This is a genomic window from Dactylosporangium sp. NPDC049140 (assembly GCF_040648435.1).
Window position 1 is genome coordinate 31265 of sequence record NZ_JBEZDS010000055.1, and the last position, 24499, is coordinate 55763.

A 24499-nucleotide genomic window follows, 5' to 3' on the forward strand; every position below is an offset into this window, starting at 1 on the left:
ACGATGGAGCGCACATGAAGTTCACCGACGGGTACTGGCTGCTGCGCCCCGGCGTCGAGCCGCAGTACCCCGTGCACGTCCGCGACGTCGACCTGCGCTCCGACCGGCTCACGGTCTACGCGCCGGCCAAGCGCATCGCGGAGCGCGGGGACACGCTGAACATGCCGCTGCTGACCGTGCAGTGCACCGCCCCGGCCCCGGACGTGATCGCGGTGCGCATCACCCGGTACGCCGGCGGCGTCGACCGCGGCCCGCACTTCCGCATCGAGGCCGATCCCGCCGCCTCGCCGAAGGTGACCCGCGACGAGGAGCACGCCACCTTCACCTCCGGGGAGCTCTCGGCCCGCTTCGCCCTCGGCGACGAGTGGCGGCTGGAGTTCACGGCCGGCGGCCGGGTCCTCACCGCGAGCCCGCGCAAGGCGATGGCCGCGCTGTCCACCGGCGACGGCCACTTCCTGCGCGAGCAGCTCGAGCTCGGCGTCGGCGAGACCGTCTACGGCCTCGGCGAGCGCTTCGGCCCGCTGGTGAAGAACGGCCAGACCGTCGACGTGTGGAACGCCGACGGCGGCACCAGCAGCGAGCAGGCGTACAAGAACGTGCCGTTCTACGTCACCAGCGGCGGCTACGGCGTGTTCGTCAACGACCCGGGCCCGGTCTCGTTCGAGGTCGGCTCCGAGGCGGTGTCGCGGGTGCAGTTCAGCGTGCCCGGGCAGGTCCTGGAGTACCTGGTCGTGTACGGGCCGACGCCGAAGGACGTGCTGCGCAAGTACACCGCGCTCACCGGCCGCCCGGCGCTGCCGCCCGCCTGGTCGTTCGGGCTGTGGCTGTCCACGTCGTTCACCACCGACTACGACGAGGCCACCGTCACGGCCGCCGTGGACGGCATGGCCGAGCGTGGCCTGCCGCTGTCGGTGTTCCACTTCGACACGTTCTGGATGCGCGAGTTCCACTGGTGCGACTTCGAGTGGGACAAGGACACGTTCCCGGACCCGGCCGGGATGCTGGACCGGCTCAAGTCCAAGGGCCTGCACATCTGCGTGTGGATCAACCCGTACATCGCGCAGCGCTCCGCGCTCTTCGCCGAGGGCGCCGCGGCCGGGTACCTGGTCACCTACGCCAACGGCGACGTCTGGCAGTGGGACCGCTGGCAGGCCGGCATGGGCCTGGTCGACTTCACCAACCCCGAGGCGAAGGCCTGGTTCCAGGGCAAGCTGCGGGCCCTGCTCGACCTCGGCGTCGACGCGTTCAAGTCCGACTTCGGCGAGCGCATCCCCACCGACGTCGTCTGGCACGACGGCTCCGACCCGGTACGCATGCACAACTACTACACGCACCTGTACAACGAGGCCGTCTTCGAGGTGCTGCGCGAGCACCGCGGCGAGGGCGACGCCGTGCTCTTCGCCCGCTCCGCGACCGCCGGCGGCCAGCAGTTCCCGGTCCACTGGGGCGGCGACTGCTCCTCCACGTTCCCGTCGATGGCCGAGAGCCTGCGCGGCGGGCTGTCCCTGGCGATGTCCGGGTTCGGCTTCTGGAGCCACGACATCGGCGGCTTCGAGGGCACCCCCGACCCCGCGGTGTTCATCCGCTGGATCCCGTTCGGGCTGCTGTCCTCGCACAGCCGGCTGCACGGCAACGAGTCCTACCGGGTGCCGTGGCTCTTCGGCGACGATGCCGTGGCGGTGCTGGGGGAGTTCACCCGGCTCAAGGCGCGGCTCATGCCGTACCTGTTCGCCGCCGCCGTCACCGCCCACCGCGAAGGGGTGCCGGTCCTGCGGCCGATGGCGCTGGAGTTCCCGGACGACCCGGCGTGCTCGCACCTCGACCGCCAGTACATGCTCGGCGACTCCATCCTCGTCGCCCCGGTGTTCAGCGCCGACGGCGACATCACGTTCTACCTGCCCGAGGGCCGCTGGACGGACCTGCGCGGCGGGGAGGTGCTGACCGGGCCGGGCTGGGTCCGGCGCCGGTACGGGATCGGCGACCTGCCGGTGCTCGTCCGGCCCGGCTCGGTCGTCGCACTGGGGGCGCACGACGACCGCCCCGACTACGAGTACGCCGACGGGGTGACGCTGCGCGTCTACGAGCTCGCCGACGGGGCGAGCACCACCGTCGAGGTCCCGACCCCTCAGGGCCGGCCCGCCGCCACGTTCACCGTGCGCCGGACCGGATCCGTCGTCGAGGTGCGCCGCGGCGGGAGCGCGGCGCCCTGGCGGGTGCAGCTGGCCGGCGTCGCCACGGTGGCGACCGTCGACGCCGGCCGGCTGGCTCCCGCCGGCGCAGAGTCCACCGGCGTTCTCATCGAGGCGGACGCCGACACGGAACAGGTGATAGTGCACCTCCATTAGCTGGGAGGCACCGCATGCACAGGCGACTGATCGTCGCGACCCTCTCCGTCTTACTCGCCCCCGCCCTGGCGCCCACCGGCGCCGGGGCGGCACCCCCACCGGAGGCCTTCCGCAACCCCCGCCTGCCGATGGCGGTCCGGGTCGACGACCTCGTCGCCCGGCTCACCCTCGACGAGAAGATCTCGCTGCTGCACCAGTACCAGCCCGCCATCCCACGGCTGGGCATCGGGCTGTTCAAGGCCGGGACCGAGGCCCTGCACGGCGTGGCCTGGTCCAACGACTACCACGACAACGGCAACGTCGTCACCGCCCCGGCGACGCAGTACCCGCAGGCGATCGGCCTGGCCAGCACGTGGGACCCGGCGCTGCTCGACCGCGTCGGCTCCGCGGTCGGCGACGAGGCCCGCGGCCTGCACGCGAGCAACCCCGACGTGTTCGGCCTCAACCTGTGGGCGCCCGTCGTCAACCCGCTGCGGGACCCGCGCTGGGGCCGCAACGAGGAGGGCTACAGCGAGGACCCGTGGCTCACCGGACAGCTCGCCGTCGCGTACGCGGGCGGCCTGTCCGGCCATGACCCCCTGTACCTCAAGACCGCCCCGACCCTCAAGCACTACCTCGCGTACAACAACGAGGCCCACCGCGACACCGCGTCGGCGTCGGTGCCGCCCCGCGTGCTGCACGAGTACGACGAGACCGCCTTCCGCATCCCGCTGCAGGCCGGCGCGGCCACCGGCGTGATGCCCTCCTACAACCTCGTCAACGGCCGCCCCAACACGGTCAACCCCGATCTCGACGCGATCCGCAACTGGAGCCGGTACCCGCTGTTCAACCCCAGCGACGCCGGCGCGCCCGGCAACCTCACCGGCTCCGAGCACTACTTCGCCACCCAGGCCGAGGCCGACGCCGCCGCCGTCAAGGCCGGCCTCAACAGCTTCACCCAGGACAACACCAACCCGGCCGCGACCGTCGCCGCGATCCACACCGCGCTGGACCAGGGGCTGCTCACCGTCGCCGACATCGACGACGCCGTGAAGCAGAACCTGTGGCTGCGCTTCCGCCTCGGCGAGTTCGACCCCGGCGGCGGACCCTTCGGCCGGGTCACCCCGTCCGTGGCCGACAACCAGCGGCTGGCCCGTCAGAGCGTGGCGGAGTCGGCGGTACTGCTGAAGAACTCCGGCGTCCTCCCGCTGCGCCCGGGCGGCAAGGTCGCCGTCGTCGGCCCCCTCGCCGACACCGTCTACAGCGACTGGTACGGCGGCGCCGCCCCCTACGCCGTGACCCCCCGGCAGGGCATCGCCGAGCGCTCGCAGGTCGCGTTCAGCGAGGGCGTCGACCGCATCGCGCTCAGGCAGGCCGGCACCGGCCGGTACGTCGTCGGCGACAGCGGCCTGCTCGCGGCCACCGAGGCGAGCGCGACCGCCGGCGCCCAGTACGACGTGTTCGACTGGGGCGCCGGGATCGTCACCCTGCGCAACGCGGCCAACGGCAAGACCGTCGGCTACAACTGGTCCGGCTTCGTCGCCGACCAGGCCCAGCCCAACGGCTGGTTCGTCCAGCAGCAGTTCAAGCTGGAGCCCCGCCCCGACGGCAACGTCGTGCTGCGCTACGCCGGCTACGAGTCGGTGTTCGACTGGGCGCCGTCGTACCGCAACCCGTACGTCGTCGTCCAGCCGGACGGCACCCTGAACCTCGGGGCCGCCACCGCCGACACCGCGACCGAGTTCACCCGCGAGGTGATCAGCTCCGGCGTCGACGCGGCCGCCGCCGCGGCCAAGGGCGCCGACGCGGCAGTGGTCGTGGTCGGCTCCATGCCGTTCATCAACGGGCGCGAGGACCACGACCGCACCGACCTCGAGCTCGCCGCCGGGCAGGAGGCGATCGTGCGCGCGGTCAAGGCCGCGAACCCGAACACCGTCGTGGTCGTCGAGAACAGCTACCCGACCGCGCTGAACTGGGAGCAGGCCAACGCCCCGGCCCTGCTGTGGACCAGCCACGCCGGGCAGGAGACCGGGCACGGGCTCGCCGACGTGCTCTACGGCGACCGCAACCCGGCCGGCCGGCTGACCCAGACGTGGTACCGCACCGCCGAGGAGCTGCCGTCCATCATGGACTACGACATCATCGGCTCCCGGCGAACCTACCAGTACTCCACTGTGGACCCGCTCTACCCGATGGGCTACGGCCTGTCGTACACCACGTTCCACTATGGACGCGTCCAGCTCAGCGCGCCCGCGATGGACGACCGCGGCACGGTGCAGGTCACGCTCGACGTCACCAACACCGGGACCCGGGCCGGCGACGAGGTCGTGCAGCTCTACACGCACCAGCGGCAGTCCCGGGTGCCCCAGCCCGTCAAGGCGTTGCGGGGCTTTCAGCGGGTACACCTGGAGGCCGGTCAGACGAAACGGGTGACCTTCAGTCTGGCCGCGACGGATCTGCGGTTCTGGGACGTGACCCGGGACCGCTGGGTCGTCGAGGACGCGACGCACGACATCCTTGTGGGCGCCTCCTCGGCCGACATCCGGGCCACCGCGCAGCTGCGGGTGCGCGGCGAGACGATCCCGCCGCGGGATCTGCGCTCGGTGCGGGCCGCGAACTTCGACGCGTACTCGGGCACGACGCTCGTGGACGAGTCGAAGACGTCCGGTACCGCGGTCGCGGCGACCGGGTCCGGGCAGTGGCTGCGCTACGCCGACGCCGAGCTGCGTGGTTCTTCCTTTGCCGCCCGCGCCGCGGGCCCGGGGACGACGCTGCAGGTGCGGCTGGACGATCCCGTGCAGGGCCGGCTGCTGGCGACGGTGAACCTTCCGGCCACCGCGGACGTGTACACCTATGCCGACGTCAGTGCACGGCTGCCCCGGGTGTCGGGGCGGCACGACGTGTACCTGGTGTTCGGCGGCTCCGCGCGGTTGTCGACCTTCTCGCTGCGCTGATGTGAACCGGGGCCGGCGTCGCGTGTGGGGTGGCGCCGGCCCTATCCCTCGCTACTGCAGCCACCTTCGTACTCCGTCGAACGCGCCCGCCCCGACGTCTCTCGCCAGGTCCGCGATGGTGACGTCGCGCAGGGCCGCGCGCCAGGCCTCGTCGGCGGCGATCATCGCGCGATGCACGGGGCACGGCGCCGTGCATGCCTCGGCGGGGGTGGCCAGCGGGCCGCGCTGGCGGATCTCGGTACACACGAAGGCCGGCCGCGCCCCGTCGACCGCCGTGACGACGTCCAGCACGGTGATATTCGCCGGATCCCGGGTAAGCGCATAGCCACCGGAGTGGCCCTGCACCGAGTGGATCAGCCCGGCGCGGGCGAGGGCCTGCAGCTGCTTGGCCAGGTAGCTGCCCGAGACGTCGTGCAGCTCGGCCAGGCGTGCCGCGGGCACGGGCTCCGGCGCCGCGGTCAGCACCACGCAGCAGTGCAGCGCCCACTCGACGCCGCCCGACATCTTCACCCGCCCATCGTACTTGACTCGGACAGGCGGTGTCCGAGTAGAGTTGTTCTCGGATAAAAGTTGTCCGAGTTACTCGGGAGGTCACAGTCATGAAGGTTGTCGTCTTCGGCGGCACGGGGCTCATCGGCCGCAAGCTGATCGCCCTGCTGGAGCAGGCCGGCCACGAGGCGGTGTCGGCGTCACCGAGCTCGGGCGTGGACACCATCGCGGGCGTAGGCCTGGACGAGGTCCTGGTGGGCGCGGCGGTGAGCGTGGACGTCACCAACTCGCCGTCGTTCGCCCCCGACGACGTCCTCGCGTTCTTCACGAAGTCGACCACGAACCTGCTGGCCGCGGCGGCCCGGGCGGGCGTGGGGCACTACGTGGCCCTGTCGATCGTGGGCGCGGACCGCGAGCCGGACAGCGGGTACCTGCGGGCGAAGGTCGCGCAGGAGGGGCTCATCGCGGCGGGCCCGGTGCCGTACACCATCCTGCGGGCCACGCAGTTCTTCGAGTTCGCCGCGGGCATCGCCGCGTCGTCGGCGGGCCCGGACGGCGCGCTGCACCTGACCCCGGCCAAGCTGCAGCCGGTAGCGGCGGACGACGTGGCGGCAACGCTGGCCGACGCCGTGCAGAGCGAGCCGGCGAAGGGGATCGTAGAGTTGGGCGGCCCGGAGAAAATCGGCTTGGACGACTTCGTCCGCCGAGCCGTAACGTCAACCCAGACGGTGGTGACGGACGCGACAGCCCCGTACTTCGGCGCGGTGATCACCGACGACTCCCTGGTAACGGCCCCGGGCGCCCACATCGGCGAGATCACGTACAACGAATGGCTGGCGTCGCGCTGACTCAGGGTCTCTACGGTTGTAACCCTCCGCGTTTTCGCCAAGATCGGACTTTTCCGGGACGGGTACCGTCTTGGACAACGGAACGGCACGGCGGGCGTGGGGTCTCGGGCGGATTCTCGGCTCTCGCGGGGTTTGGTCCGGCTGGGCGGGGTTGGGGTCGACTTCGCGGCTCGTACGCGCGGGTAACCGCGAGACGGCTCGCGATCTTGCCCCTGACCTGGTCGGCTGGTCGGTTCGTCGCGTTGGTCGGCTCGGGGGCTCGGCTGATTCGGCGACTCGGGGCTCGGCTGCTCGTGGTCTGGGTGCCCTGACATCGCCGGTTCGGCCGGTTCGCCGGAACGGCGGTTCGGGGTTTACTTGCCCTGACGTCGGCGGCTTCCTTGCCTCTGAAGTCGGCGGCCTCACCATCGCCGCCGTCGCCGGGCGATGCCCGGGCTGGCGTTGCTGGTCGGCGGCTGTGGGGGGCGGTTCGGGCGGGTGCTGGGCAAGTGCGCGCCGGGCCGGTTCGGACGAACTCCTCGGCGGGCTCGCCGGCAACGCCGCACCGGCCGGGCCCGCGCCACGCCCACCGCGCGCCGAACCCGGCCGAGCGTTGGCCCTGACCGTCGTCCCTTCAACGGGAAAGCAAAAGCAGATGCGCCCCACCCTGTTCACCATCGACCAGCCCGGCCCCGGGCGGCTCAGCACCATGGCCAAACCCCGCGGCGGCGACTGGCTCACCGACGAGCTGACCGCACTGCGCGCGGCCGGCGTCGACATCCTCGTGTGCGCGCTCACCACCGCCGAACTCCACGAAGTGGACCTCACCGAGGAACCCGACGCTGCCAGAGACGCCGGTCTGGAGTTCGTGTCCGTCCCTATCCCCGACCGTGACGTCCCCGATCCGGTCGCCGTCCTGCCCGAGCTGCGGCGGCTCGCCGGGCGACTCCGTGCCGGCGATCACATCGTCACCCACTGCCGGTTCGGTATCGGCCGCGCATCACTGCTCGCCGCCGGCATCCTCGTCCTCAACGGCCTCGCGGCAGAACAAGCCTGGCAACGGCTCGAACTGGCCCGTGGTCACGCCGTCCCCGATAGCCCCGCACAGCGCGAATGGCCGACCAAGCTCCTCAGCTGAAGGTCAGAGGTACGCCGTGCGCTCGTACGCCAGGCCCGCCTCGCGGAAGACCAGGCCGGCACTGCCGTTCCCGGGATCCCAGAGGTCCTCGTTGGCCGCCAGCGCGCGCAGGTACGCGGCACGCTGCTCCGGTGGCAGGGCCTTCAGCAGGACGCCCCAGTCGCTGCGCGCCGTGTGGATCGACGCGATCGGGGCCAGCGCCAGCGCGGCCTCCAGCAGCCGTGACGGGTCCGGCACGCGCGCCACGGCGGCGGCGATCAAGGGGAAGCGCACGCGCTGCGGGAACTGGGGCGGTTTGACCGTGAACCAGGTGTCGATCGCGGCCGGGTTCGCCAGGGCGGTCAGGATCTCCTCCGTCGCGGCCTCGTCGTCGGCCAGGGCCGGGGCCAGGGCCGCGCAGGCTCGCACGCCCGGGTGAGGGTCCGACAGGAAGGCGCGCGGGGACAGGCCCAGGTCGCCCATGGCCAGAACCAGCGCCGCCCGCTCGTCGGCGTCGGCGGCGGCGGCGTCCGCGGCCCGGGCCGTGAGTGCCTCGGCCGGGCTCGCGGTGCCGGGCGGCAGGGCCGCGGCGCAGGCGGCGATGGTGGCGGCCGCCGCAGCGCGTACCGTCGCATCGGCATCGGCCAAGGCGGCCCGCGCCGTGGCCAGCAGCGCCGGGACGACCGAGCGGCAGCCGGCGATCGCGCGGGCGTACACCGTGTCACCGAGTTCGCCGTAGATCGTCTCGTCGTCGTCGGCCTCGAGGGCGGCGGCTATGCGCGCGTCGGCGTCCGGCGGCTCCACGAAACCGGTCAGGTCCAGGCCCGGCTGGGCCGCATGCGCGACCGCGGTGAGGAAGTTGAGCAGGTTGGCGCGTACCGCCGGGTCGGGCACGTCGCCGAGCAGGGCCGCGACCGCCAGGGCCGCCGGCGGGGTCGCGGTCCACGGGGTGCCCTGGTGGATGATCGCGCCCCACAGGTGCTGTTGCGCGGCGTGCAGGGCGTCGGGGTCCGTGCCGGTCAGGGCGGTCAGGTGGGCCGGAGTGTCGAGGGCGCGACCGTACGCGTGCAGCAGCATCCCGTAGTCGGTCACGTACGCCGCCTTCAGCCGGTGAGGGAGTTGACGAGCTCGCGGTAGCGGGCCGCGGCGGCCGGGTTCGGGGTGGTCGGGTACACGTTGCACTGGCAGTAGGTGTCCGGCTCGTTGAACAGCGACACGAAGGCGATCGAGCCCGGCCGCGCCGTCTGCTTGGCCGACAGCCAGTGGTAGACCTTCGTGAAGTACGCCGGGTCGTCGCCGCCCGCGCCCGGGTCGCCGGTCGCCACGCTGAACTCGCCCAGTGCGAACGGCAGGCCCTTGGACTGGGCGAAGTCGTACCACCAGTTCCAGCCGTACCGCTTGGTGAAGTGCACATCCGACGTGCTGTACGCCGGGTACCAGTCGTAGGCATCGATCGCCACGACGTCGACCAGGCCGTCCACGAACAGCGTCGAGGCGTCCGCGACCAGGTTCGGTTCGCTCGCGCCCTCGTTCGGGTTGAACACGATGCGCAGGCCCGGCGCGGCCGCCTTGAGCAGGCCCGCCGCCCGGGTGAACTGGGCCCGCCACGCGGCCGCGTCGGTGGCCAGGGACGTGCAGCAGTTCATCTCCCAGCCGAGGCGCACGTAGGCGTCGCCGTCCACGGCGGCGATCCCGGCCGCGAGGGTGCGCCAGTCCGCGTCGGTCCCCGCGTTGCCGTCGTCGGTCCACAGGGGTACCGCCACAATGAAGTCGTCCCAGGTCGCGCGGAACGAGGCCGGAACCGTGTCGGCCCACCACTCGTCCAGGAGCAGCGGCCAGGTCTCGCGGGCGGGGAACGCCACGATGTTGTCCACCGGGCGGCCGCGCCAGGCGGCGAAGGCGTCGGCCTGGGCCGGATCGTGCAGGAAGTACCCGCCGTCGGACCACGGCAGCCCCGACGCGCGGCCGGAGCGCGGGAACGGCGCCGACTTGGTGGCCGCGGGCAAGGACGGCGGGGGCGCCGCCTTGGCCTTCGCGGGCGGCGACGGGGCCGCGGGGGTCGCCGGGCCGCCGAGGACGTCGGCGCGGTCGAACGTGAACGACCGGCCGCCGGCCGAGGCCGGGTGCTTGCGGTTCGTCATGCGCAGCACCAGGGTGTGCGGGCCGTCGGCCAGGGACGGGGAGACCCAGACCTTGACCGCGGTGGCCGTGGCCGTGGCCGCGTACTCGTCGACGTCCGCCGGCACGCCGCCGTCGATGGAGGCCGTCGCGATGTACGAGAAGGGCTCCTTCACCCCGAAGAGGCTGATCTGCCGGCCGGTGAACCGGATCGTGGCGGTAGCGCCCGTGACCTCGCTCCACACGTAGCTGCGGTCGCTGGCCTTGCTGCAGGTACCGCTGCAGAAGTGCCAGCCCGCCGAGAACTGCACCTGGCCGGTGCCCGTGCCCCGCGCGGTGTCCTGGATCGAGGTCTCGGCGGCCGCCGCCGACCAGGGCAGCGTCACGACCGCGGCCGCGCCGAGCGCGATCGCCCCGGCGACCGCCGGCCACCAGCGCCGGGCGCCCCGGAACCATCCGCGCACGATCACCCCCCGAGTCTTACCAGCGATCCGGCGTAATCACCAATCCGGCCCCGGTTCAGCTACGCTCATCGATATGAAGGCGGCCCTGCTCGTCGCGGCCCTGGTGGCGGGCCTACTGACGCCGATCAGTCCACCGGCGAGCGCCGCCGCGGAGCCGTCAACGACGCCCTCGTGGACGCCGCCGCTGAGCACCCGCGGCCGGTACATCGTGGACGCCGCCGGCCGCCGGTTCAAGCTCAAGGCCGGCAACTGGCACGGCGCGAGCGGCACCTGGACCGGCTCCGGCGACCCGGAGGCCGACGCGAACCAGCACGCGGGGGAGAACTCCGGGCGGGTACCGCTCGGCCTCGACCGGGTGCCGCTGCCCGCCCTGGTCGCCGAGTTCGCCGCGACCGGGATCAACAGCGTCCGGCTGCCGTTCTCCAACGAGATGGTGCACGACCAGCGCCCGGTCGCCGACGCGGCGATCGCGGCCAACCCGGAGCTCTCTGGGCTGACCCCGCTGCAGGTCTACGACGCCGTCGTCGCCGCCCTCACCGGGGCCGGGCTCGCGGTGATCCTCAACAACCACACGAACACGACCCGCTGGTGCTGCGGGGTCGACGGCAACGAGCGGTGGAACGCGAGCCAGTCCGACGAGGCCTGGCAGTCCGACTGGCTCTTCATGGTCCGCCGGTACCGTGACAATGCCCGCGTCGCCGGCGCCGACCTCTACAACGAGGTCCGCCGCTCGGTGTGGGACGACCCGAACTGGGGCTCGGGCGACGGCCACGACTGGTTCGCCGCGGCCCAGGGCCTGGGCGACCGCATCCTCGCCGAGGCGAACCCCGACCTGCTCATCGTCGTCGAAGGCATCAACTGGACCGGCATCCCCGTCGACGGGTTCGCGCACGGCCGGCCCACCCTGGAGCCGGTGCGCACCCTCTCGCCGGAGCTCGTGCGCTCCGGCAAGCTCGTGCTCTCCGCGCACTTCTACGACTACACCGGCCCGCACCACAGCGGCGCGACCGGCGTCGGCGAGACCAGCGACCCCCGCTACCGCGACCTGAGTCGCGACGAGCTGTTCGCGACGCTGGAGCAGCAGGCCTTCTTCGTGGCCGACGAGGCCGCCCGGCACTACACGGCGCCGCTGTGGGTCAGCGAGTTCGGCATCGGCCGGTTCGGTACCGACGCCAAGGGCCGCGCCTGGTTCGCGAACTTCGTCGACTTCCTCGTCGCCCACGACACCGACTTCGCGTACTGGCCGCTGACCGGCTGGCAGGACAACGGCACCGGCAACGGCTGGGCGCTGCTGAGCTGGGACCGGGCCGGGCACCTGCTCGGCATCGACGACGGCGGGGACTGGCGGGCCGCGGACTGGCACCGGCTCGTCGCCGCGCCCGGCCGCACCGGCGTCGTCGATCCCGTACCGCGCTGGTCGATGCTGAGCCCCGACCACGGCGACTTCGTGCAGTCGCTGCGGATGCGGGCGCTGCCGGACTGGGACCCGGGCGCGCGCAAGGCCGCCTGCCCCGACGGGCAGCGCCTGGCCGGGCTCGCCCGCGACGGCAACCGGGGCCTGTGCACCGACGCCGGGCCGGCGCCCTCGTGGCCGGCCGGGGCCGCACCCCGGGTCGTCACCGACGAGCGCTTCGTGACCGCGGACTGGGCCGGCGGCTACACCAAGCTGCAGTGCCCGGACGGGTCGTTCCTGGTGGGGTACGCCGTGCGCGGCGCCGCCGTGTCCAGCGCCCTGTGCGCCCCGGCGCCGGTGCCGGGGTCCGGGGGCCGGACGGTCTGGTTCGACCGGGGCGACAACCGGCCGGCGGGCGCGTCCGGCGGGGACTTCGCCTCCGGGCACTACAAGGGGCAGTGCGGCGACGGCGAGTACGCGGCGGGCATCGCCTTCACCCGCCGGGTCGGCTCGAACGGCGCCCCCGCGGCCCTGTACTGCCGCCCGCTGTAACTTTCACTGCGCGGCGGCGGCCCGGACCGAGGCCGCGGCGTCCCTGGCCACCGTGGACCAGGTCGCGCCGAGCGCCGACGTCGCCGCCGCGTCGAGGGTGGCGCCCCGGCGCACCACCTGCGCGAAGAACGCGAGCATCTTCGCCTCGCCGAACTGCCGGGCCAGGTACGTCACCGCGAGCAGCGCGATGCCGTACCGCGCGACCGTGTCGTCCAGTGTGGCGCCGTCGGCGGGCGGGCCGAGCGCGACGGTACCGTCCCAGCGCTCCGCCTTCAGGTACTTCTGGACCGACGGCAGGTCGTCGCGCAGCGCCGTGCCGTCGCCGTTGGCGACGTACTCGGCGATGCCCTCGACCAGCCACCAGGCCCCGAACGGTGGGCGCGTGCCGCCGAGGGTGACCACGTGCGCGAACTCGTGGGTCATCAGCGTGCGGTTCCACGCCTCGCCCCGGATCGAGCGGCGGTCCACGACCACGTCGGAGGTGCCCGGCTGCAACGGGATCGTGTAGGCGGCCGCGTTCTCCGTGTCGCTGTCGTACCAGCTCGCCCACTCCTCGTCACCGGCGACGAACACGAGGTACCGGCGCGGCGGCCCGCCGAACGAGGACGCGACGCGATCGTCGACCGGCGCGGCGGCCTCGGCGGCGCGCAGCAGCGTGTCGAACAGGTCGGGGTCGACGGACGCGGCCGCGGCGACGGTGACCCGCTCACCGCGGCGGACCGTCAGCCGGGCGGTGTCCCAGGGCCGGTTCGTCTGCTCCCAGCCGGCCAGCCGCACCCGCCCGTGCGCGACCGTCCAGTCGGTGTCGACGAGCAGCGGCACGGGGGTGCAGTCGGGGACGTCGAAGCAGTACCCGATCGAGACCGGCACCCGCCAGAGCCCGTTGAACTGCCCCGGCACCCCGTTCGTGGCCAGGTCCCAGCGCCGCACCCCGAGCGCGGCCAGCGAGTCGAACCGCCGCCCCGCCCGTTCGCGCAGCTGCGTCTCGGTGGCGGGGAACGCGGCCAGGTAGGCGTCGCGGTCGCCCTGCACCATCGCCTCCGACTGTCCCTTGAGGACGGCCTGGATGGCGTACAGCGGGTTCTCGCCCGGCCCCACGACGGGCCCGGTGCGCTCCAACGCGGCCGCGGCGTACGCGGTCGGCGGGGCGCCGAAACTGATCAGCTGCGCGGCGAGGACGGCCGCGGCCGCCACCACGGCGGCCGACAGCGCCACCACGGTACCGGTGCGGGCTCGCATCATGCCCCGGACCGTAAACTGCTCCCGGGCCGAGTCCCGGCCGCCCGCAGCGATCCTGGCACTATTCCGGGAACAACCGTGCCCCTTTTGGAGTGCCATGACGGACCTGCACGCACGGCCGTGCCGCCTCGACGACGCCCCGGCGGTCGCCGAGCTCGTCAACACGGCCATCGCGGCCGGCGGCGGCCGGGGCGAGTTCGCGGTCTCGGAGTTCGAGGACGAGCTGCGCCGCTGCGAGCACACCCGGGCCCTGTTCGACCCCGACGGGAACATGGTCGCCGTCGGTCTCGTGCCCCGCCCGCCCGCCGGGGGCGACCACGTCGAACTGATCGGCGGCATACACCCGGCGTGGCGCGGCCGCGGCCTGGGCCGGGAACTGCTGGCCTGGCAACTGGAACGGTCCGCCCCCTGGTCCGCCCAGGTCTTCGCGACGGTGGGCGACGAGTCGGCGGCAGCCCTCTACGAGCGGCTCGGCTTCACCCCCATGCGCTACTTCCTGGAGATGTCGGCCCCGACCGGCGGCGGCGCCCCCGTTCCGCCGGGCGCGGCCTTCGATCCGGCGCGGGCGCAGGAGCTGTACCGCGTGCACTGCGACGCGTTCCGGGGCCTGTGGGGCTACCAGGAGCGCACCTTCGACGAATGGGCCGACGCGACCGTGCGCGCGGCCTCGTTCCGGCCCGACCTGGCCCGGCTGGCCGTGGACGGGGACACCATCACCGCGTACGTGCTGCCGTACGACCGCGGCTCCCTCTACATCGGCCAGGTCGGCACCGCGGCGCAGTACCGCCGCCGCGGCATCGCGACCGCCCTGCTGACCGAGGTCCTGTCCGCTGCCGCGGGGGCGGGCTTCGAACAGGCCACCCTGGACGCCGACGCCGCCAACCCGACGGGCGCGCCGTCGGTCTACGCGAACGCCGGTTTCGTCGTCGACCAGCACGTCGTCGTGTACCGGCACGAGGCCCAGCCCGCTCGTTGACCGGCCGGCCGCCCGTCGCGGCGGCCGGCCGGATTCTTCGTGTCGGGCCCCTCGGCTCCTACCAGGCGGCCGGCAGGTAGGCGACCGACCAGCCGCGGTACATGCCGTGGTCGGTGTAGCCGGCGACGCCGACCTGGCCGGCGACCGAGGTGCTGACGACCTTGCCCTCGCCCAGGCTGATGGCGACGTGGCCCTGGCCGGTAGAGTTGTGGTACCACGTCAGAGCGCCCCGCGGCGGGATGCCCGTGGTGTGCAGGTAGCCGTGGCTGGACTCCCAGTCGCCGCCGATCTCGGCCGTGTTCCAGCCGGAGCCGCCCCAGCCGTACGCCTGGGCGACGAAGGACAGGCACATGTTCTCGTACGCGCTCGAGCCGTAGCGCTGGAACGCCCAGTTGATGGCCCCGTTGGCCGCGCGCGGGTTCGTCTTCGACGCCGGCTCGTCACCGACGTACGTACAGTTGTTCACGATCTGGCCGTCCGAGCCCGTGTAAATGTAGGCGTCGGAGACCATGCCACCGTTGGACAGCAGATCCCACAGCTTCGTGGTGCCGTACGTGCCGGTGACTGATTCGCCACTGGTCTGGCACAGGAGCGTGACGCCCGCCCCGTCGGCGACGGTACGCCAGCTGTCATAGCTGGTACCGGGCCCCGAGCGAACGGTGAGCGGAGACCCGGCGGTGTTCACCGTGCCGGGAGCGGAAGCAGCAGCCGCCGACGCGGTGCCGGGCACCACCGCGATAACGAGCCCCACAACGGCGGCGACGGTCGCGGTGATCCGCACATTGAAATATTTCCACATATCGAGCGATGGTAGCGGAGCTAGTTTTCGGAATCCAGGCCGGAATTCCCGACCGACGCCGCGGCTGGCGGTGCACCGCGCCCGGTTTGGACCGACTCGCTGGCGTTGGGTGCGATTGGTCTCGTGGCGCCCGGCTGGAGTGCGGGTGGCGCGCTGCTGGACGTGCTCGTGGGCGCTGGGTAGCGCCGGTCCTAGCGGCGCCCGGCTGGGTGCGGGGGCGTCGCGCTGCTACGCGTGTTCGTTGGCGTTGGGTGGAGCTGGTCCTGGCGATGCCCGGCGGGTGTCGGCGCCGCGTTGTTGCGCCTGCCCGCCGCCTGCGGCGCGGCTCGCGTGCAGCGCGGTGCCCGGCCGCGTATGGCGTCGATGGGCCGCTGCGTCGGCAAGAGCAGCGGCCGTCATCCCGTCGAGGCCGCCACCGACCGAGGGTGGGCGCATGGGGCGCTGGCGAGGGTGCGCCCGCCGCCGACGCTGACCCAAGGCTGAGGCGGACTCAAGGCGAGGCGGGCTCAAGGCCAAGGCGAGGCGGGCTCAAGGCCAAGGCGAGGCGGGCTCAAGGCCAAGGCGAGGCGGGCTCAAGGCCAAGGCGAGGCGGGCCCAAGGCCAAGGCGAGGCGGGCTCAAGGCTGAGGCGGGCTCGAGGCGTGGCGGGCTCGAGGCATGGCGGGCTCAAGGCCAACACGAGGCGGGCTCAACGCGTGGCGGGCTCAAGGCGAGGTGGGCTCGGGGCGGGGCGGGCTCGGGGCGGGGCTGAGGCGGACTCAAGGCTGAGGCCGACTCAAGGTTCGACGCTGGCGCTGGCGAGGCGGCCGGGGGGTGCGCTGGCCGGTTAGGTGCTGGCCGGTTCGTCGTCTACCACCGCCTCCCCGTGTGCCGGCGGGAAGTCGACGGTGATCTGTAAACCGCCGTCCGGGCCCGGGTGGGCGGTGAGCGGGGCGCGGTGGGCGTGGGCGATCGCGGCGACGATGGCGAGGCCGAGGCCGTGACCGTCGGTCTGGTCGGTGCGGTCGGCGCCGAGGCGCTGGAACGGCTGGAACAGGCGGCCGATCTCGCCCGGCGGCACCGGGCGGCCGGTGTTGCGCACCGCCAGGCGGCCCGAGGCGGTCGTGGCGATTTCGACGCGACCGCCCGAGACGTTGTGCCGCACCGCGTTGTCCACCAGGTTCGTGACGAGGCTCGCGGCCAGCGCCGGGTCGCCGGCCACGGCGGCCGGCTCCAGCTCGGTGCTCACCCGGATGCCGCGCTGCTCGGCCGCGGCCCGCTGGTCCAGCGCGGCCCTGTGCGCGAGGCCGGCCAGGTCGAACCGTTCCCAGCGCTCGACCGGCCGGTAGCCGCCGGCCAGGGTGAGCAGCGCGTCGAGCAGGTGCTCCTGCTGCCGGCCGAGGTCCAGCAGCTCGTGGCAGGCCCCGCGGAGCGTCTCGGCGGTGGCGCCGGGGTCGGCTACGGCGAGCTGGAGCAGGGTCCGCTGGACGGTCAGCGGCGTGCGCAGCTCGTGGGAGGCGTTGGCGACGAACAGCCGCTGGGCGGTCAGCGCGCCGTGCAGCCGGTACAGCAGGCCGTCGAGGGTGCCGGCGAGCTCGTCGAACTCCCGGTAGACGGCCGGCACGCGTGGGGCGGCGGTCAGGTTGTCCGCGGACATGCCGCGGGCGGAGGCGGTGAGGACGGCCAGGGGGCGCAGGGCGCGTCCGGCGATGAGCCAGCCGACGACGCCCGACAGGCCGGCGATCGCGACCAGGGCGACGGCGTCGTAGCGCAGCACCTCACCGAGGTTGCTCGTGCTCCGGTCCCCGCCGGGTCCGGTCGTGTGACTCGCGACCAGCAGCGGGACGTCGAGGAAGGCCAGCAGCAGTACGCCACCGGCGAAGGCGAGGCCGCCGTGCAGGAACGCGAGCCGGGTGCGCAGCCGGCGCCTCGGCCTCATGGCTCCCCGATCCGGTAGCCGCCCTCGCGGACGGTGTGGATGGCGGCCGGCCGGCCCAGCTTGAGCCGCAGCCGCCCGATGGTCGTCTTCACCGTGGTGGTGAACGGGTCGGCGGCGTCGTCCCAGACCCGCTCGAGCAGCTCTTCGGCGGAGACCACGCGGCCGTTCGCGGCGAGCAGGTGCTCGAGGACCGCGAACTCCTTCGGGCTCAGGTCGAGCCGCCGCCCGGCGCGTGAGGCGACCCGGAGGTTGGGGTCGACGGTCAGATCGCCGTTGTCCAGCACCGGTGGCAGGGCGGGGGTGCTGCGCCGGCCCAGCGCCCGGATGCGCGCCACCAGCTCGGCGAAGTCGAACGGCTTGGGCAGGTAGTCGTCGGCGCCGAGGCCGAGGCCCTCGACGCGGTCGCGCACGGCGCCGGCGGCGGTGAGCATCAGCACGCGCGTGCCCGTCCCGCCCGCGACGATCCGCCGGCACACCTCGTCGCCGTGGACCCCGGGCAGGTCACGGTCCAGGACTACGACGTCGTAGCGGGTCGCGGCCACCTGATCGAGCGCGGCGTGACCGTCGAGGGCCGCGTCCACGGCCATCGCCTCGCGGCGCAGCCCGGCCGTGATGAGCGCGTTCAGCGCCCGATGATCCTCCACCACCAGCACCCTCATGCCATCAATCTGCCAGGCGGAAGGTGACAACCGGGTGACAGTTGTGGACACCTGGCTGTCACCGGCCGCGGCGTAGAACTGCCAACCATGAGTGACGCCACGATCGAGGTCGCCGGACTGCGGAAGCGGTACGGGGCCACCACCGCGCTGGACGGGATGACGTTCACCGCCGGACCCGGGCGGGTGACCGGGTTCGTCGGCCCCAACGGCGCCGGCAAGTCCACCACGATGCGGATCGTCCTGGGGCTGCACGCCGCCGACGCGGGGCGGGCCCTGGTCGGCGGCCGGCCCTACCGGTCGCTGCGCCACCCGCTGCGCCACCTGGGTGCGCTGCTGGACGCCGCCGCGCTGCACCCGGCCCGCACCGGGCGCAACCACCTGCTGTGGCTGGCCCGGTCGCAGGGCCTGCACCGCCGCCGCGTCGACGAGGTCATCGAGCAGGTCGGACTGGGCCCGGCGAGCCGGCGCGCCGCCGGCGGCTACTCGCTGGGCATGCGCCAGCGGCTCGGCCTTGCCGGCGCGCTGCTCGGCGACCCGCCCGCGATCATGCTCGACGAACCGTTCAACGGCATGGACCCCGAAGGCATCGTGTGGCTGCGCGGCTTCCTGCGCGCCCTGGCCGGGCAGCAGCGGGCGGTGCTCGTGTCCAGCCACCTGATGAGCGAGCTGCAGGGCATGGCCGACCATGTGGTGGTGGTCGGCCGCGGCCGGGTCATCGCCGACAGCGGCGTCGCCGAGCTGATCGCGGCCGCCTCCGGGGACCGGGTCCGGGTGCGCACCAGTGCACCGGAGCCGGCCGCCGCGGCCCTGTCCGCCGCGGGCGCCGAGGTGCGGGCCGCCGCCGACGGCGAGGTGCGGGCCGCCGGAGCCGGCGCCGAGGTGCGGGCCGCCGCCGACGGCGAGGTGCGGGCCGCCGGAGCCGGCGGCGAGCTCAGCGTCCGGGGCCTGCCCGCCGAGCGGGTGGCGGCCGTGCTCGCCGCCGGCGGGGTGGCGTTCTCCGAGCTCACGCCGCACCGGGCGACGCTCGAGGAGGCGTACTTCGAGCTGACCCGGGAGTCGGTCGAGTACCGGGCGGGGGAGTCGTGAGCGTGCTGCGGGCGGAGTGGACCAAGTTCCGATCGGTACCCGGCTGGGTGCGCGGTGCCGTGATCGCGGCGCTGATGATCCTGGTGTTCCCGGTGACCGGCCTCGGCGGCGGCCCGCCCGAGCAGACTCGGCCGGTGCCGATCGGGCCGGACGGCGGGCCGGTCGTCGACGCGTACTACTTCGTGCACCGCCCCCTGAGCGGCGACGGCCGGATCACCGTCGCCGTCGGGTTCGCGGGCGCGGCCGCGCCGTGGGCGAAGGCCGGGCTGATCGTGAGCGCGGGGCCGGCGCTCGGCGCACGGTACGCCGCGATCATGATCACGGGCGGCCACGGCGTGCAGGTGCAGCACGACTACGTCCACGACCGGGCCGTGCCGGTCGAGGCGCCGCGCTGGCTGCGGCTGACCCGGGCCGGCGACACGATCACCGGCGAGGCCTCGGCCGACGGCACGCACTGGACGCCCGCCGAAACCGTGCGGATTCCCGGGCTGCCGGCCACCGTCGACGCCGGCCTGTTCGTGGCCTGCCCGTCACAGGTGGAGGGGCTCGGCACCAGCCTCGACGCCGCCACCGCGGACTTCGGCGCGCCGCAGCTCACGGGCGGCTGGCCGGAGGCCGGCTGGAGCGGGGTCCAGGTGGGCGCGGGCAGTGCGACCTTCGGCGGGTACCCCCGGGAAATGCCCGGCGGGTTCAAACCCACCGCCGACGGGTTCACCGTGACCGGAGCCGGCGACCTCGCCCCGGCCACCCGCAACGACATCGCCGTCGGCGCCTCCGCCGCCGACCTGCTGTTCGGCACCTTCCCGGCCCTGATCGTGATCGTCGTCGTGGCCACCCTGATGATCACCACCGAGTACCGGTACGGCCTGATCCGCACCACGCTCGGCGCCGCCCCGCGCCGGGGCCGGGTGCTCGCCGCCAAGGCCGCCGTCCTCGCCGGCGTCACCTTCACCACCAGCCTGGCCGCCGCCGTCATCGGGGTGCCGTTCTGGCTGCGGGTGGTACGCGGCCTGGGTATCTACGTGTTCCCGGCCTCGCCGGGCGCTCTGCTGCGCGCCGAGGCCGGCACCGCCGCGGTGCTCGCCGTCACCGCCGTGCTCGCCCTGGCGGTCGGCACCATCCTGCGCCGCAGCGCGACCGCGGTCACCGCCGTCGTCGTCGCCACCGTGCTACCCCACCTGCTCGCGCGCACGCCGTTCCTGCCGTCGGCCATGGCGAACTGGCTGACAACGTTCACCCCGGCGGCCGCTTTGGCCGTGCAACAGACGCTGGTTCGGTACCCGCAGGTCGACACCGTGTACACCCCCGCCTACGGCTACTTTCCCCTGTCACCGTGGACCGGTCTCGCCGTGTTGTGCGCCTACACCGCCGCCGCCCTCGGGCTGGCCGCGCTCCTGCTGCGCCGGAGGGACGCATGAACGCCGATACCGCACTCGTCGTCGCGCCGGCCGCACTGGGTCCGCGCCGGGGGAGGCGTGGACGCCCGTTGTGCCGGGGAGACGCCGGTACCGCGACGGCTTCGCTTGCGCAGGCGGTGTTGCTGCTGCTTCGGAGGACCGCAGGGATGCCCGCACCGTGCTCGTTGTTGCGCCGGCCGCGATGCCGCCGCGCTGGAGCGATGCATGAATGCCCGCGCCGTGCCTGTCGCGGCGGCGGCCGTGATGCCGTTGTGCCGGAGGGACGCGTGAACGCCCACGCCGTGCTCGCGCGCGCCGCGGTGGTCCTTGTGCTCGCCGTGTTCCTGTTGCCGCGGGGGTACGCGTGAACGCCGTTCGGGCCGAGTGGACCAAGCTGTGTACGACGCCCGGCCCGGCGTGGTTGCTCCTGGCCACCGCGGCGCTCACCGTTGCGCTCGGCGCGGCGATTTCCGCTGCCGCCGCCGGACCCGGTGTTGATGCCGCCCGGGTCACGCTGAGCGGTGTGTACCTGGGGCAGGCTCCGGTCGCGGTGCTGGCCGTGCTCACGGTCAGTGGTGAGTACAGCACCTCGCTGATCCGTACCACGGTGACCGCGATCCCGAACCGTCCGGCGATGCTGTCGGCGAAGGCGTTGGTGCTTGCCGTCGCGGTGGCCGGCGCCGCGGGGCCGGCCGTGGGGGTCTCGCTCCTCGCGGCTCCGCACCTGTCGCTTGCGGACGGGCCGGTGCTGCGGGCCGGGGTGGGCACCGTGGCCTATCTGGTGCTGGTCGCGCTGTTCGGGCTGGGCGCGGCCGCGGTGGTGCGTGACTCCGGGGGTGCGGTCGGTGTCGTGCTGGGGTTGTTGTACCTGCCGCCGCTGCTCGCGTCGATGGTGGCCGAGCCGCGCCTGCACCGGCTGCTGGAGCGGGCCTCGCCGATGAGCGCCGGGCTGGCCGTTCAGGCCACCACCGACCTGGACCGGATGCCGATCGGTCCCTGGGCGGGTCTGGGGGTGCTGGCCGCGTGGTCGGTCGCGGCGTTGGCGGGAGGTGCGCTGCTGCTGCGATATCGCGACATCTGAATGGGTGTCAACCGGGGGAGGGCATCGATGTCTGCAGGATCCGCACCGCCGCCAGGCCGGCCGCCTCCGGAGCGGTTCGTGACGATGCGGTACACCAAGGGTATCGCGGCCGGTCACCTCGGACCGGAAGCTGCTGGCGCTGAAGATCCCGTTCCGGTACCTGTAGGTTCATGGGCATGTCTGACGTGGCCGGGCCGAGCCGCCGGGAGACCCGCGCGCTGCTCGCCCGGGCCGCCCGGACGCAGGCCGACGCCGAGGCGGTTGCCGAGATCGCCGGCGCGGCCCGGGCCGAGGTCGTCGCGGCGTACGCGGTCGCCAGCGAGCCCCAGGTGTGGGTCGCAATCGAGAAGATGTCGATCGAGACCGTCAAGGACACGGTCGACGGGCGGGCGCGGCTCGACGACCTGCCGGCGCACGGCATCCGTTCCGTGGCCGACGTGCTGCGCGCCGGCCCGCAGCGGCTCACCCGCGTGCCGGGCATCGGCGACGGTACCGCCAGAAAGACCATCCACGCCGCCGAGCAGCTCAAGCGCGCGGCGCGGGACTCGCTGCAGTTCCGGATCGAGTACGACCCGAAGAACCCGGACATGACGCGTCTGGTCCGGGCGCTGAACACGTTCGGCGCGGTGTGGCGCGCGGCCGGGACGCAGGAGAAGGACGCCGGGCGGCTCGCCGCGGAGCTGGCCCGGCAGCGGCCGGTCGCCGGGCCGGCCGAGGCGGGGCGGCTGCGCCGGCTGTTCATGCGGGCCGGGGACAAGGCGGTCGCCGATGACGCCGCGCGGGAGGTCCGGGCCCTGGTCGACGCGGCCGAGGTTGCCGGGCTGCCGGCCGCCGCGAAGGAGGCCCGGGCGGTGCGCACGCCGGGCGACCGGCAGGTCTGGCGCGACTTCGAGCGGCGCTCGACGGACTACTACGACCTGCTCAGCCTCGTCGTCGGGCTCGGCGGCGACGTCGCCGCGAGCGAGGGCTTCCTGCCCGCCGACATCGTCGAACGCGTCGGCGCGCAGCAGCTGGACAGCTCCCGGCTCAGCGACACCCTGCGGCTGCGCGGGTACCAGTCCTTCGGCGCCCGCTTCGCGCTCGTGCAGCGCCGGGTCGTGCTCGGCGACGAGATGGGGCTGGGCAAGACCGTCCAGGCCATCGCGGCGATGGCGCACCTGGCCGCCCGCGGGGCCACCCACTTCCTCGTCGTCTGCCCGGCCAGCGTCCTGATCAACTGGTCCCGCGAGATCGCCCGGCACTCCACGATCCCGGTCGTCAGCCTGCACGGCGGGGGCCGGGCCCGGGCGGTGGCCCGCTGGCGGGCCGAGGGCGGCGCCGGCGTGGTCACGTTCGGCTCGCTCGGCGCGCTCGCGCTCCCGCCGCCCCGGCCCGCGCTGCTCGTCGTCGACGAGGCGCACTACGTGAAGAACCCGGGCGCGAAGCGGTCCCAGGCGGTCAACCGGGTCGCGGCGGAGTCCGAGCGGGTGCTGTTCCTGACCGGCACGCCGATGGAGAACCGCATCGACGAGTTCCGGGCGCTCATCGAGCACCTGCGGCCCGAGATCGCGGCCGGGATGGGCCCCGAGCACGCGGCGATCAGCGTCGAGGCGTTCCGGCGCGCGGCGGCCCCGGTGTACCTGCGCCGCAACCAGTCCGACGTGCTCACCGAGCTGCCCGAGCTCGTCCAGGTCGACGAGTGGGAGGAGTTCGGCGGCGAGGACGGGTCGGCGTACCGGGATGCCGTACGCGACGGCAACTTCATGGCCATGCGCCGGGCCGCGTTCGCCGTGCGCCGCCCGCGCGACTCGGCGAAGCTGACCCGCCTGCTGGAGCTGGCCCGGGAGGCGATGGCCAACGGCCGCAAGGTCGTGGTCTTCTCGTACTTCCGCGACGTCCTCGCCGTCGTGGCGGCCGCGCTCGGCCCCGACGCCCGCGGCCCGATCACCGGCTCGACCCCGGTCGCCGAGCGCCAGCGCCTCGTGGACCGGTTCACCGCCGAACGGAAGCCGGCGGTGCTCGTCTGCCAGATCGAGGCCGCCGGCGTCGGCGTGAACATCCAGGCCGCGTCGGTCGTGATCCTGTGCGAGCCGCAGGTCAAGCCGTCGATCGAGGCCCAGGCGATCGCCCGCGCGCACCGCATGGGCCAGGTGCGCACCGTGCAGGTACACCGGCTGCTGATCGCCGACTCGGTCGACGAGCGCATGATCGAGCTGCTCGGCTCGAAGGCGCAACTCTTCGACGCGTACGTCCGGCACAGCACGATCGCCCAGGCGACTCCGGGTGCGGTGGACATGTCGGAGGTACAACTGGCTCGAATGATCGTTGCCCAGGAGCAGGAGCGGCTGTCGGGCGTGCCCGTCAGCTAGGACGCCCGACCACGAGCAGGTCGCTGTCGATCGTGATCGGGCCCGGGTGGTCGCCGGCCGCCACCGACCGGTCGAGGGCCGCGAACCCGTCCCGGGTCTCCTCCTCCGTGAGGTGCTCGAAGGTCGAGATGGCCCGCAGCCGGAGCCGTTCGGCGTAGGCGGCGAGGTCGGGGGCCGTGGTCTCGCGTATCCGGTCGAGGCCGAGCACGGTCAGGCCGGCGTCCTCGAAGAGCCGTGTCGTGTCGGTGAGGGTCGGGAACACCTCCTGCTCGATGCGGCGGGCGCCGGGGAAGTACCGGTGCCACAGCAGGTCGGGCATGCGGTCGGTGAACGTGCTGCGGATCAGGACCCGTCCGCCGGGGCGCAGCACGCGGCGGATCTCCGCGACGGCGCGGGGACGGTCGGGGATGTGGTGGTACACCAGGAACATCAGCACGAACCCGCAGACCTCGTCGGGCAGCGGGATGGCCTCGGCGCTGCCCGCGAGGTAGCGGACGTCCGGATGGCCGGCGGTCTGCTCGGCCTGCCGCCGCATCCGCTCCGACGGTTCGACGCCGTAGACCGGGCCCCCGAGGGTCTCGGCCAGGATCGGCGTGAACCGGCCGGTGCCCGAGCCCAGGTCCAATGTTGTCGACGGCCGCGGCCCGGCCCAGCCGGCGAACACGCGGGACCAGAGCCGCGCGGTGTCCGGCGACAGCGCCCGCCCGGCCGAGTACACCGTGTGCTGCCGTTCGTCGTAGTCGACCCGCTCCACCATGG

The 24499-nt window shown here is 73.6% G+C and carries 18 protein-coding genes; 10 read left to right on the plus strand and 8 right to left on the minus strand.

Going from position 1 to position 24499, the window contains the following annotated elements; genetic code table 11:
• Positions 1–14: 14 nt before the first annotated feature.
• Both yicI and AB0B76_RS49250 read left to right on the plus strand, forming a co-directional pair.
• Positions 15–2345, plus strand: a complete 2331-nt coding sequence (gene yicI, locus AB0B76_RS49245; protein WP_360390113.1) for an alpha-xylosidase — start codon at positions 15–17, stop codon at positions 2343–2345.
• A gap of 14 nt (positions 2346–2359) precedes the next feature.
• Positions 2360–5278, plus strand: a complete 2919-nt coding sequence (locus AB0B76_RS49250) for a glycoside hydrolase family 3 C-terminal domain-containing protein (protein ID WP_360390116.1) — start codon at positions 2360–2362, stop codon at positions 5276–5278.
• Positions 5279–5329: 51 nt separating this feature from the next.
• Here the strand turns inward: AB0B76_RS49250 and AB0B76_RS49255 are convergent, their stop codons facing one another.
• Positions 5330–5782 carry an Rrf2 family transcriptional regulator gene (locus AB0B76_RS49255; protein ID WP_360390221.1) on the minus strand — a complete coding sequence of 151 codons (453 nt, stop codon included), beginning with the start codon at positions 5780–5782 and terminating at the stop codon, positions 5330–5332.
• A 95-nt stretch (positions 5783–5877) separates the two neighbouring features.
• Here AB0B76_RS49255 and AB0B76_RS49260 point away from each other — a divergent pair, with 95 nt between their 5' ends.
• The gene (locus AB0B76_RS49260) at positions 5878–6615 is read left to right on the plus strand and encodes an NAD(P)H-binding protein (RefSeq protein WP_360390119.1); all 738 of its coding nucleotides are present in this window, start codon (positions 5878–5880) and stop codon (positions 6613–6615) included.
• Between the two features lie 634 nt (positions 6616–7249).
• Positions 7250–7732: a tyrosine protein phosphatase gene (locus AB0B76_RS49265; protein WP_360390122.1), complete on the plus strand. Its 483-nt coding sequence runs from the start codon at positions 7250–7252 to the stop codon at positions 7730–7732.
• A 3-nt stretch (positions 7733–7735) separates the two neighbouring features.
• Here AB0B76_RS49265 and AB0B76_RS49270 read toward each other — a convergent pair whose 3' ends face one another.
• Together AB0B76_RS49270 and AB0B76_RS49275 are read right to left on the minus strand one after the other, a co-directional pair.
• Positions 7736–8803: a hypothetical protein gene (locus AB0B76_RS49270; RefSeq protein ID WP_360390125.1), complete on the minus strand. Its 1068-nt coding sequence runs from the start codon at positions 8801–8803 to the stop codon at positions 7736–7738.
• Between the two features lie 11 nt (positions 8804–8814).
• The gene (locus AB0B76_RS49275; protein WP_360390128.1) at positions 8815–10299 is read right to left on the minus strand and encodes a hypothetical protein; all 1485 of its coding nucleotides are present in this window, start codon (positions 10297–10299) and stop codon (positions 8815–8817) included.
• 67 nt (positions 10300–10366) lie between these two features.
• Between AB0B76_RS49275 and AB0B76_RS49280 the strand changes: the two genes are divergently transcribed.
• Positions 10367–12238: a cellulase family glycosylhydrolase gene (locus tag AB0B76_RS49280; protein ID WP_360390131.1), complete on the plus strand. Its 1872-nt coding sequence runs from the start codon at positions 10367–10369 to the stop codon at positions 12236–12238.
• A 3-nt stretch (positions 12239–12241) separates the two neighbouring features.
• On the opposite strand, the gene AB0B76_RS49285 is transcribed toward AB0B76_RS49280, so the two are convergent.
• Complete coding sequence (locus AB0B76_RS49285; RefSeq protein WP_360390133.1) at positions 12242–13480, minus strand: hypothetical protein; 1239 nt, start codon at positions 13478–13480, stop codon at positions 12242–12244.
• Positions 13481–13574: 94 nt separating this feature from the next.
• Here AB0B76_RS49285 and AB0B76_RS49290 point away from each other — a divergent pair, with 94 nt between their 5' ends.
• Positions 13575–14453 carry a GNAT family N-acetyltransferase gene (locus tag AB0B76_RS49290; protein ID WP_360390135.1) on the plus strand — a complete coding sequence of 293 codons (879 nt, stop codon included), beginning with the start codon at positions 13575–13577 and terminating at the stop codon, positions 14451–14453.
• A gap of 58 nt (positions 14454–14511) precedes the next feature.
• Here the strand turns inward: AB0B76_RS49290 and AB0B76_RS49295 are convergent, their stop codons facing one another.
• The 3 genes from AB0B76_RS49295 to AB0B76_RS49305 all read right to left on the minus strand — a co-directional run bounded on the left by AB0B76_RS49295 (position 14512) and on the right by AB0B76_RS49305 (position 17828).
• The gene (locus AB0B76_RS49295) at positions 14512–15252 is read right to left on the minus strand and encodes a hypothetical protein (RefSeq protein WP_360390137.1); all 741 of its coding nucleotides are present in this window, start codon (positions 15250–15252) and stop codon (positions 14512–14514) included.
• 825 nt (positions 15253–16077) lie between these two features.
• Entirely contained in the window at positions 16078–17169 is a 1092-nt protein-coding gene (locus AB0B76_RS49300; protein WP_360390140.1) for a HAMP domain-containing sensor histidine kinase, read from the minus strand.
• On the minus strand, positions 17166–17828 hold the full coding sequence (locus AB0B76_RS49305; protein ID WP_360390143.1) for a response regulator transcription factor: 663 nt from the start codon (positions 17826–17828) through the stop codon (positions 17166–17168). The genes AB0B76_RS49300 and AB0B76_RS49305 overlap by 4 nt, the downstream gene beginning before the upstream one ends.
• Before the next feature lie 87 nt (positions 17829–17915).
• Here AB0B76_RS49305 and AB0B76_RS49310 point away from each other — a divergent pair, with 87 nt between their 5' ends.
• The 4 genes from AB0B76_RS49310 (at position 17916) to AB0B76_RS49325 (ending at position 23740) form a co-directional block, all read left to right on the plus strand.
• The gene (locus tag AB0B76_RS49310; RefSeq protein WP_360390146.1) at positions 17916–18914 is read left to right on the plus strand and encodes an ATP-binding cassette domain-containing protein; all 999 of its coding nucleotides are present in this window, start codon (positions 17916–17918) and stop codon (positions 18912–18914) included.
• Positions 18911–20332 (plus strand): hypothetical protein, encoded by a 1422-nt coding sequence (locus AB0B76_RS49315; RefSeq protein ID WP_360390149.1) that lies wholly within the window; start codon positions 18911–18913, stop codon positions 20330–20332. Before AB0B76_RS49310 ends, AB0B76_RS49315 begins: the two co-directional genes overlap by 4 nt.
• Before the next feature lie 343 nt (positions 20333–20675).
• Positions 20676–21392 (plus strand): ABC transporter permease, encoded by a 717-nt coding sequence (locus AB0B76_RS49320; RefSeq protein WP_360390152.1) that lies wholly within the window; start codon positions 20676–20678, stop codon positions 21390–21392.
• Between the two features lie 176 nt (positions 21393–21568).
• Positions 21569–23740 carry an SNF2-related protein gene (locus AB0B76_RS49325; RefSeq protein WP_360390155.1) on the plus strand — a complete coding sequence of 724 codons (2172 nt, stop codon included), beginning with the start codon at positions 21569–21571 and terminating at the stop codon, positions 23738–23740.
• Here the strand turns inward: AB0B76_RS49325 and AB0B76_RS49330 are convergent.
• Entirely contained in the window at positions 23733–24497 is a 765-nt protein-coding gene (locus tag AB0B76_RS49330) for a methyltransferase domain-containing protein (protein ID WP_360390157.1), read from the minus strand. The genes AB0B76_RS49325 and AB0B76_RS49330 overlap by 8 nt on opposite strands.
• Between the last annotated feature and the right edge of the window lie 2 nt (positions 24498–24499).

Excerpts from the sequence above, each read along its gene's own strand:
- AB0B76_RS49280 (WP_360390131.1), top strand. The coding sequence starts at position 10,367 with ATGAAGGCGGCCCTGCTCGTCGCGGCCCTGGTGGCGGGCCTACTGACG.
- AB0B76_RS49285 (WP_360390133.1), bottom strand. The coding sequence starts at position 13,480 with ATGATGCGAGCCCGCACCGGTACCGTGGTGGCGCTGTCGGCCGCCGTG.
- AB0B76_RS49305 (WP_360390143.1), bottom strand. The coding sequence starts at position 17,828 with ATGAGGGTGCTGGTGGTGGAGGATCATCGGGCGCTGAACGCGCTCATC.
- AB0B76_RS49265 (WP_360390122.1), top strand. The coding sequence starts at position 7,250 with ATGCGCCCCACCCTGTTCACCATCGACCAGCCCGGCCCCGGGCGGCTC.
- AB0B76_RS49330 (WP_360390157.1), bottom strand. The coding sequence starts at position 24,497 with ATGGTGGAGCGGGTCGACTACGACGAACGGCAGCACACGGTGTACTCG.
- AB0B76_RS49300 (WP_360390140.1), bottom strand. The coding sequence starts at position 17,169 with ATGAGGCCGAGGCGCCGGCTGCGCACCCGGCTCGCGTTCCTGCACGGC.
- AB0B76_RS49290 (WP_360390135.1), top strand. The coding sequence starts at position 13,575 with ATGACGGACCTGCACGCACGGCCGTGCCGCCTCGACGACGCCCCGGCG.
- AB0B76_RS49325 (WP_360390155.1), top strand. The coding sequence starts at position 21,569 with ATGTCTGACGTGGCCGGGCCGAGCCGCCGGGAGACCCGCGCGCTGCTC.
- AB0B76_RS49255 (WP_360390221.1), bottom strand. The coding sequence starts at position 5,782 with ATGTCGGGCGGCGTCGAGTGGGCGCTGCACTGCTGCGTGGTGCTGACC.
- AB0B76_RS49260 (WP_360390119.1), top strand. The coding sequence starts at position 5,878 with ATGAAGGTTGTCGTCTTCGGCGGCACGGGGCTCATCGGCCGCAAGCTG.
- AB0B76_RS49310 (WP_360390146.1), top strand. The coding sequence starts at position 17,916 with ATGAGTGACGCCACGATCGAGGTCGCCGGACTGCGGAAGCGGTACGGG.
- AB0B76_RS49295 (WP_360390137.1), bottom strand. The coding sequence starts at position 15,252 with ATGTGGAAATATTTCAATGTGCGGATCACCGCGACCGTCGCCGCCGTT.
- AB0B76_RS49250 (WP_360390116.1), top strand. The coding sequence starts at position 2,360 with ATGCACAGGCGACTGATCGTCGCGACCCTCTCCGTCTTACTCGCCCCC.
- yicI (WP_360390113.1), top strand. The coding sequence starts at position 15 with ATGAAGTTCACCGACGGGTACTGGCTGCTGCGCCCCGGCGTCGAGCCG.